At 31.8% G+C, this 9,879-nt stretch carries 8 protein-coding genes; 4 read left to right on the top strand and 4 right to left on the bottom strand.

Annotated features, from left to right (window positions below):
• The first annotated feature begins 130 nt into the window (after positions 1–130).
• On the top strand, positions 131–658 hold the full coding sequence (locus B4E95_RS04095) for a tRNA methyl transferase PRC-barrel domain-containing protein (protein WP_291090140.1): 528 nt from the start codon (positions 131–133) through the stop codon (positions 656–658).
• 11 nt (positions 659–669) lie between these two features.
• Positions 670–2,454 (top strand): endonuclease, encoded by a 1,785-nt coding sequence (locus tag B4E95_RS04090; protein WP_291090137.1) that lies wholly within the window; start codon positions 670–672, stop codon positions 2,452–2,454.
• Positions 2,455–2,527: 73 nt separating this feature from the next.
• On the opposite strand, the gene dnaJ is transcribed toward B4E95_RS04090, so the two are convergent.
• The 4 genes from dnaJ to B4E95_RS04070 form a co-directional block, all read right to left on the bottom strand.
• Positions 2,528–3,652: a molecular chaperone DnaJ gene (gene dnaJ / locus B4E95_RS04085; RefSeq protein WP_291090133.1), complete on the bottom strand. Its 1,125-nt coding sequence runs from the start codon at positions 3,650–3,652 to the stop codon at positions 2,528–2,530.
• A 14-nt stretch (positions 3,653–3,666) separates the two neighbouring features.
• Positions 3,667–4,224, bottom strand: a complete 558-nt coding sequence (locus tag B4E95_RS04080; RefSeq protein WP_291090130.1) for a nucleotide exchange factor GrpE — start codon at positions 4,222–4,224, stop codon at positions 3,667–3,669.
• A 797-nt stretch (positions 4,225–5,021) separates the two neighbouring features.
• Positions 5,022–7,460, bottom strand: coding sequence for a TonB-dependent receptor (locus B4E95_RS04075; protein WP_291090127.1), 2,439 nt, complete (start codon positions 7,458–7,460; stop codon positions 5,022–5,024).
• A complete protein-coding gene (locus B4E95_RS04070) occupies positions 7,408–9,099 on the bottom strand; it encodes a M23 family metallopeptidase (protein ID WP_291090124.1) in 1,692 nt (563 codons plus the stop codon). The genes B4E95_RS04075 and B4E95_RS04070 overlap by 53 nt, the downstream gene beginning before the upstream one ends.
• 195 nt (positions 9,100–9,294) lie before the next feature.
• On the opposite strand from B4E95_RS04070, the gene B4E95_RS04065 reads away from it, so the two are divergent.
• Both B4E95_RS04065 and B4E95_RS04060 read left to right on the top strand, forming a co-directional pair.
• A complete protein-coding gene (locus tag B4E95_RS04065; protein WP_291090121.1) occupies positions 9,295–9,507 on the top strand; it encodes a hypothetical protein in 213 nt (70 codons plus the stop codon).
• A gap of 5 nt (positions 9,508–9,512) precedes the next feature.
• Positions 9,513–9,653, top strand: coding sequence for a hypothetical protein (locus B4E95_RS04060; protein ID WP_291090118.1), 141 nt, complete (start codon positions 9,513–9,515; stop codon positions 9,651–9,653).
• The last annotated feature ends 226 nt before the right edge of the window (positions 9,654–9,879 follow it).

Below are 9,879 nucleotides of genomic sequence, written 5' to 3'. Positions count from 1 at the left end.
AAATCCCTTTTTTGTTTATAAGATGTTAATATTTTAAAAATAAAAATTTAATTTTTAACTTTTAGTTAACATTAACATTCTATCTTTGTTATCTTTCCTTTTTTGGAAAGGAGAAAATAAATTAATTGAAGTGAAAATAGGTCAAATTGCAGAGATTCCAAAAAATTCTTCTATTTATAATAAAGAAAAACCATCTTTTCGATCAAAAGAAGAAGAACTTTCGTGGAAGGTAAACCAAAGAAATTATTCTTTGTTTGATGGTTTTATTGTAGGAGAACATACTGGAATAGAAAAATTTGAAATAGGACAACGAAAAGGTTTAAATGTTAGCGGAAAAGAATTTCCGGTTTATGTGATTGGAATTGATGAACGCGAAAATAGAATTTTTGTAGGGCAAGGAAAAAATCATCCAGGTCTTTTTACGGACGTACTCTGTTTTGAAGAACAAAATTTAAGTTGGTTAGAAAAACCATTTTTAATAGATGAGATAGAAGTGAATGTTACTTCTATACATTTGAAAGAAGAAATAAATGCGAGGTTTTATCAATTTGGAAAAATCTATTTTTTGGAGTTTAAAAAACAAATTCCCTTGATAATGAAAAATTACACATTAAGGCTTTCTTATGAAAACAAGGAAGTTATACTATTAAATAAATAATTGTTATAAAAATGAAATTGAAATTTACTTTTTTATCATTTGCTTTAGCATTATTCGCACAAGCTCAAAAAGCACCTGCGTATTACTCGAGCATTAATTTTAGCAAGACGAAGAATGAGTTGAAAAATGATTTTGCTAAATTAATTACTGATACTCATAAGCAAAATGTTTCTTATTCAGCAGGTTTGAAAAATTTATTTCAAACAAGTGATGCCAATCCTCAAAATCCATCTAATTTATTGTTGGTTTATGGATCTCAAAGTTCTGGTACACATCAAAGAAGTCGTGCTTTTTCAGGATCTTGGAATAGAGAGCATGTTTATGCAAAATCTAAAGGAACACCAAATTTAGGAACTTCTGGACCTGGATCAGATGGACATCATTTACGTCCTGCTGATGTCACATTGAATAGTACTCGTGGAAGTTTGCTTTTTGATGATGGAGTAGGAGCAATGGCAATGAAAACGAGTCGTGGTGGTTGGTATCCAGGTGATGAATGGAAAGGAGATGTTGCGAGAATTTTAATGTATATGTATGTACGTTATGACAAACGAACTTTACCTCTTAACATTACTTTTGGACCAAGTACATATTCATCAGATTTCCCTGATATTCTTTTGAAATGGAATGTAGAAGATCCTGTTTCGCAATTTGAAATTCAAAGAAATAATGTTGTAGCGAATGTTCAAGGAAATAGAAATCCATTTATCGATAATCCATATTTAGCAACTGTTATTTGGGGAGGTCCTAAAGCGCAAAATAATTGGCCAGAATCTTTTGGTGAAGAAGGAGGTTCTGAAGAGGATACTGAAAAACCTACTGCACCAACAAATTTAGCTTCAACAACGATTACGCCATCAAGTGTGTCGTTAACTTGGACAGTTTGTACAGATAATGTAGGTGTTAATAGATATGATATTTATGTAGACAATACATATAATACAACTGTTTATAGTAATAACGGAACAGTTTCTGGATTAAATTCTTCAACAACTTATTCTTTTTATGTTGTTGCAAAAGATGCAGCTGGAAATAAATCGGATAATAGTACTGCAATTCAAGTAACAACAAAAGAATCTAATATAGGAGGAGGTTCAGGAGAAGGAACAAGCTGTGGAACAGAGGATTTTGAAAATATTCCATCTACAGGAAGTACACCTCCAGCATCATCTTATACAGATAGAACTTGGTCGAATAGAGGAATTGTGTGGACTGCAACAAATGCAAGAACAGACAAACAAATTTATATCGATGGAGATAGTAATAAAGCAATTTGTATTAGAAAAGGAAATTTAAAATCATCTACAATTTCTGGAGGAATAGGTTCTTTATCAGTAAAAACATATCTTCCTTTTGCAGATTCTGATGGATTTTATACATTAAAAATTAATGGAGAAGTAAAAGGACAAATACCTTATTCTAAAACAGCTAAAACAACAAAAATTGATAATATTAATGTTGAAGGAGATGTTGTAATTGAGTTGATAGATGAAACTTCAAATAACCGTGTTTCTTTTGATAATTTATCATGGACTTGTTACGAAAAATTAGCAACAGATGAGGTTAAAAAACAAAATAATAAACTAGTTATTTATCCTAATCCAGTTAAAAATCATGAATTTGTTGTCAATGGAATTGAAAATAAAGAAACAATTCAAATTTTTACTATCAATGGACAATTGGTTCAAACGATTCAAAATGTAACAAATAATTCTAAAGTTAGATTAAATAAACTACCTAAAGGAGTTTATATCGTTAAAACGAAAAATCAATCTAATAAGATTATTGTAGATTAATAACTATCATCTTAATGATAAATAAAAAAATCCATCTCATTTGAGATGGATTTTTTTGTTATATATTTTTCAATTACTGAAACATATCTTTCACACGTTCAAAGAATGATTTTTCATTTTTCGAAGGTTCTGGTGAGAAATGATCATCGTCTCTCATTTTTTCAAAATACGCCTCTTGGTCTTTCGATAAATGAGTTGGTGTCCAAATGTTAACATGCACAAATAAATCACCTTTTCCGTAACCATTCAAATCTGGTAAACCTTGACCTTTTAAACGTAATACTTTTCCTGATTGAGTTGCTTTGTCAATTTTAATTTTTACTTTTCCATTAACCGTCGGAATTTCTTTAGAAGCACCTAAAACAGCATCTGGGATAGAAATATACAAATCAAAATGTAAGTTGTTTCCATCACGTTTCAAAGTGTCGTGTTCTTCTTCTTCAATCAAAACAAGTAAATCACCAGGAATACCATCAAAAGGCGCATCGTTACCTTTTCCACGAACTTGCAATTGAATTCCTTCTCTTGCTCCAGCAGGAATTTTAAGATCGATTGTTTCCTCAACTTTGATTAATCCTTGATTATTTGCTCCCGAAGGAATTTTGTCTGCAACTTTTCCTACTCCTTGACAAGTTCCACAAGTTGTAGCAGTTTGCATTTGTCCTAAAAATGTGTTGGTAACACGAACTTGTTGTCCAGAACCGCCACAAGATGGACATGTTTTAGATGTAACGCCATCTGCTTGTTTAAAACGTTTAACTTTTACTTTCTTTTCGCAACCGTTAACCATTTCTTCTAAGTTCAATTTTACGCGAATACGCAAATCAGAACCTTTCATTCGACGTGGACCACGAGATTGACCTCCAAATCCACCACCGAATCCTCCGCCTCCAAAGATATCGCCGAAATGAGAGAAAATATCTTCCATATTCATTCCGCCGCCACCGCCGAATCCTCCGCCAGCAGCTCCGCCCATTCCTGCATGTCCGAATTGGTCGTAACGTGCACGTTTGTTGTCGTCGCTTAAAACTTCGTAAGCTTCTGCAGCTTCTTTAAATTTATCTTCTGCCTCTTTGTCACCAGGATTTTTGTCAGGGTGATATTTGATGGCAAGTTTACGATAGGCTTTCTTGATATGTTCTGATGTTGCAGATTTTTCGACCTGCAATATTTCGTAATAATCTCTTTTTGATGACATTTTCTTAATCTAAATTATAATCCAACAACAACTTTCGCGTAGCGAACTACCACATCATTTAATAAATAACCCGTTTCTACAACGTCTACAATTTTTCCTTTTAAATCCTCTGTTGGAGCAGGAATTTGAGTAATTGCTTCGTGAAAATCAGTATTGAAATCGTCTCCAGCTTTAGTCTCCATTTCTTTCAAACCTTTTGCACGTAACGTTTCTACTAATTTATTATTGATTAATTCAACACCTTGATGTAAGCTGTCGTCTCCAGACTTTTCAATTTGATTTAAAGCTCGTCCAAAATCATCTAAAACAGGTAATAAAGACGTAATAACTTCTTTATTTGCTGTCTTGAAAATGTCCATACGTTCGCGCGAAGTACGTTTTTTGAAGTTGTCAAACTCTGCAAATAAACGTAAATATTGGTCTTTTTCTTTTGCTAATTGTTCCTTAACAATTTCTAATTCTGACTTTCTAGCAGTTTCTTCTTGTGGCTGTTCTACAGTGTTGTCACTCTCTTGAACGTTTTCTTGAAGATTCTCGTTCTCTAATTCTTCGTGTATATTTTGGTCAGACATATTCTTATTAGTTTTTTTGTTTCTGATTGAATCAAATAGTTTGCCAATGCCCATTATGTGTCGTTTTGTCAGATTTTAAATAAAAAAGAAGCACTTCTGTCGCGAGAAGTGCTTCGGTAAATGTATAAAGTTTTTTTGATTTGAGTTTTAGTAGAATTAAATTTCGTCACTTCGAGTGATTTTCAAAGAAAATTGTATCGAGAAGTTAGATGAAATAATATTTTCTTATTTATCAAAGTGTTATTCTAAACTTGTTTCAGAAACACATCTTGCGAGTTTTACTTTGAGGATGCGAAGTTGAAATGAATTCAACTTGACAAAGAGCGTATAAAAAAAACATTTTATTCTTTACAATTATCTTAGCCTATCTTTTTGTCTTTCCATTTTTTTGGAAAAAAATTAGTATACCTTATTTCTTTTATTATTCTTACTTTTTAAATATAGAATAAATGGAGTTAATATTCCTGATATAATTGAAATTGGAAATATCCAAAATGGAAGTAAAATCCATAAAAAATAATATTCTAAAGTTTTATAAAAATTGAAAAAAGTAAAACCTTTTAAGTTTTGATTTTCAAAGATTTCATTTAATGATATGAAAAATAGTAAAAATGAAAATAACCAAAATATAAAACTATAAGTCTTTAAATATTTTATTTTACCTATTTTCTTGTTCATGAAAAAAATAGGTAAAATTGAAAAAATAAATATAATTGGAATGATGATATAACCGATATATTTTTGAAAATCCATTATTAATAAGAATTAATTTATCCTAATATTAATTTTGAATAGTTTTAAAACTTAAAATTAATCTTTCCATTCAAGAAACGTCCTGTCAAATAATTTGGCATTGTGTAAACTGCACTCGAATTTACGTCGCGAATCCATGAATTACTGATTTCGTTTTTAATATCAAATACATTGAAAACATCTACACCAATTGAAATTTCTTTGAAATTACTCCAGAATGTTCCTTTTGATGGTTTCAATTCTTTTTGATTAATAATTTCTTTTACAAAACCAATGTCAACACGTTTGTAATCTGTCAACGTTGTTTGGTATTGGTAAGGATCTACAAATTGTGGTGCTCCATTTGGCAAACCAGAAGCATAAATCAAATTTACATTCACTTTGAAAGATGGTAAAAACTCCATATAATCTTGGAAAAATGCAGATAATTTGAAACGAGGATCTGTTGGTAATGGAATATTTCCTCTGTCATCAATATTTTGATAAGCTCTCGCATACGAAGCCGAGAACCAAGAATCTATACCAGGAACAAACTGCCCAAATAAACGCATGTCAAGTCCATACGCATAACCTTTGGAGTTATTATCTGCCGTATAACGAATTCTTACATTGTCTACATAATACGGATTCAAATCGTTTAAGATTTTGTAATAAACCTCAGTTGTTAATTTGAACGGACGATCCATCCATTTGAATTCGTAATCGTTTCCAAATATAAAATGAATTGATTGTTGCGATTTTACTTTATTATTCAAAGAACCATCTAAACGACGAATTTCGCGATAGAAGGGAGGTTGATAATAAATACCTGTCGAAATACGGAACAACATATCGCTTTCCCAATCTGGTTTAACAGCGATTTGAGCACGAGGCGAAATAGTTGTTTCTTCGTTAAAATCCCAATAAGCCGTACGCACACCAGCATTGAACAATACTTTTGAATCATTCCACATAAATTTGCTCGTATATTGCGCATAACCTGAAATACGATTTGTTTTTAAATTATTTTTAGAGTTCACATAATAACTTAAATTCAAACCATTTCCTGGATTTGGATTCACAACATATCCTGTCGAATCGATTGCTTGCCATTCACCTAATAAATCACGAATATCTTCTTGTTGAAATTTTGCACCCCACTCAATATCATTGTTTCCATTGATCTTATATTTTCCTTTGTGTTGAATTCCAGCAACCAACGCATCAAAATTATTTCGTGCATGATCGATTTGCGAACCAACATCATTCGTAGAAGTTGCAAAGCCTTTTTCGTCTACTTCGGAAATGAAATAAGAACCTTGAATATCAAAATATTCGCGCTCTTTCGAATGATAAGCAAAAAGATCTAACCCTAAATCTACTTTAGAATTTGGTTGATATGTAAATGATAAACTTCCTGTTTCTGTCGCAAATTTATCATCTTCTTTTCCGTCATAAAAAACAGTTAGCAACAACGGCGTATCCATTGTATTGATATAAGTTTCACGTTTTATAGGAAACATTTCGTAGCGCGAACGCGACATTGTTCCCAAAAATGCAACATTCCATTTATCATTTAATTTATAATTGATATTGGCTTGTACATCGTAATATTCAGGATTGAAATTGGTATCACCTTTTAAGGTATTCAACACTAAATTTCTGTTTTGATAGCGCGCTCCAACAATTGCTGAAAGTTTTTTGTCTTTAGAACCTCCGCCTAATGTCAAACTTCCGCCCATTAAACTTGCTTCTAATTGTCCTTCAAATTTAGTGGGACGTTTGTAGGTAACATCTAAAACAGAAGACATTTTGTCGCCGTATTTTGCTTCCCAACCACCAGCAGAAAAGTTGATAAATTGCGTCATCGCAGGATTTACAAAACCTAAACCTTCTTGTTCGCCAGAACGAATCAATTGAGGTTTATAAACTTCGATTCCGTTAACGTAAATTAAATTTTCGTCATAATTTCCTCCGCGAACCATATATTGCGAACTCAATTCTGTATTCGAATTTACGAAAGGTAACGTTTTCAATAAATCGGCAACTCCGCCAGTCAAACTTGGTCCTTGTTGCATTTGCGCAGCACTCAAAACGGTACTTTGCAAAGGTTTATTTTTATTAGATTGAAAAGAAATTGTTGCTTCACCTAATTCAATCGCATTGGTTTGATCAGGAACTAATTGAACAAAAATTTCTTTCTTGTTTTTATCTTTTAGCGTAAATGTTTGTGCAAACGAATGATAACCATTGTTGTTAAAAGTTACGGTAACGGAAGAGTTTGATGGAATATCTATTTTGAAATTACCATTTTGATCCGTAAAATAAGATTGATCGTTGACAATAATCTCAGCTTCACTAATTGGAATTCTATTTTCGTCGACAACTTTACCATTAATTTGCGCAGTTTGAGCAAATAAAATTCCACCCAAAAGAGATAAACTTATGGTACTAAGAAATCTTTTTGAATGTTGTAGAGTACGTTGCTGTGTTGTTTTTTTCATCTTTCACGTTTAATTCTAATTGATGGTCACCAACCGAAATCTGTTCTTTGTTCAAATTAATCGATAATCGTTTAATTTTTTGATCATATTCGGCTAAAACCCACTTACCATCGATATAAGCTTTATAATCTTTTATCCCAGATTGTGCATCATCAATTGTAAATTTGATAATAGCATTAGCTTGAGTAAATTGACTATCTGATTTGATATTTAACGGAGTAATTGTCGGTTTAGTATTGTCAATTAAAATAGAAAAAACGCCAAAATCTTTTGGATTTGCAACAAGCTTTCCATTTTTGAGCTCTGTTGTTAAATAATCTTTTTTCCAAGCGCCTCTTTTTTGATATTCGCGCACAATAACAGCTTTGTCTAATTGTGCTGTCGGAATATCAACAGTAGGTTCTATTGCTAACGTGTAAGTTTGATGAACTGGCATATAATAATCGCCCACCCAATGTTTACCATTCGAGAATTTATAAGCTAAATCAAAATCTTCGTAAAAGATATTTTTAGGAAAAAATATTTCGATTCCATCAGATTTGAAATGATTTTCTTTGTTCCACAACATTGGATTTGTTTCAGGAAGTTTTGCAGAGTCTACAAATGCTTTTCCATTAACTGTAAAAGATTGCGAAGATAAATTTCCTGCATAATCAGAAACATCAATTTTTACTTTGTATGATTTTCCATCTTCAAGCTCTAAAATTCCATTGTTTTTTAAGTTAGAATACATTCTGACAGGATTTCCATTTTTTACAAATCCTTGGTACACCCAGCTATTATTTTTCTGAATATCGCCATAATCGCAAACTGTATTTATAGCTCGCGCTTCATCAAACGAAAAACGACTAGAAGTAAACGTATAAATAGGTTCATCATTCACATAAATATTTATTTGATGAACACCGTTATTATTTTCTGCTCCATTGTGCTTGTCATACGCTTTTACACCAAAACCTATTGCACCAGAAGCAGAAATTGTTCCACCATTTGCCACAACAATTCGATTGGTTTTTTGATTCACATCGCCATAAATAGGATAAGCATATAAACCTAAAATAGATGGTTTTCGTGTATCAGGCAAATCAAAACCAAAATAAAAAGGATTAATTGGTTCTTCCGTTTTGGTATCACGAATTTCGAAATGTAAATGTGGACCACCAGAGCCTCCAGAATTCCCTGAAAGCGCAATCAAATCGCCCATTTTAACAGGAAGTTCGTTTGGTTTTGGATGCACTTCGATCTTGAACGTTTCATTCGCATATTGTTGTTTGCGGACATATTCTTGCAATTCTGGTGTAAATTCTCTCAAATGCGCATAAACAGAAGTATATCCATTTGGATGATCGATATAAAGAGCATTTCCATATCCTGTTGGCGAAATATTAATACGAGAAATGTAACCATCTCCAACCGCTTTTACTTTCAGACCTTCGCGTTGTTGCGTTTTGATATCAAGCCCAGCGTGGAAATGATTGGCACGTAATTCTCCAAAATTACCAGCCAAATAATTGGTGATTTCTAAAGGATTTTGGAAGATATTTTTTGGATACGTTTCGGATTTTGGTTGTTCTGCTCGTTGTCCAAAAACAACAGAACTTAGTAATAAGTTTAGGAAAATTGGCTTAATCACTTTCATTTTTTCTTTTCAATAATTAACAAATCAGTTAAAAGTAAACTAAATCTTTTACAAACATCTTTAATCTTTTGAATTTCTGAAAATTATTTCAAGATAAATCTTTGAAAAATAAAATTAAACAATTGATTATAAATAGCTTGTATTTGTAAAATAATAAACAAGTAAAAGAAAAGGATTTTGGTGAATGATTGAAAAATGATGCAACTAATTTTAAATCAACCATTAAAAAACATCATTATTAGAAAAATTATTTTAGCACTTTTTATAGGTGCTTCTATCGCAAGTTGTAATGAATACAAAGGTTCAGAAAGTAATGCAGAATTGGCTGCTGATGCGAAAGAAGAAGTTGCGGTTTCTAATGCTGCAAATTTAGAAGTAGAAGGGAAGGTTTTTAATCGAATGCGTTGATCGAAATGAAAGTAAAAGATGCGATGAAAGATGCGGTTCAGATCGAAGAAAATGCGATTTCGTTGAATGGGTTTGTTTTGAATAGTGAAATGATTAATCAAATTTTAGATTCGGATATAAATGTATTATCCGAAAACATAATATGACAATACTATTTTTCTCTAAATTGCCTATTTATAAGGTTTTATAGAATGTTAAAGTTTCAATTTAAAGTACTCTAACGCATTGAAATCCTTGATTTGTTGTACCAATTGTTGTACCTTAGAATCACGTTACATTCGTTTGCATCAGCAAGTTACAAAAAAAAATTCACTTGATTGCATTCGTTTATAAAAATAGATTTTTAACTAATAATACCCGTTGTGCATTTTG

It is taken from the genome of Empedobacter sp. UBA7494, assembly GCF_002478465.1.
Lineage (GTDB): Bacteria > Bacteroidota > Bacteroidia > Flavobacteriales > Weeksellaceae > Empedobacter > Empedobacter falsenii_B.
The sequence above is the reverse complement of the archived record's forward strand: the minus strand, read 5'-3'. Positions and strand labels throughout refer to the sequence as shown.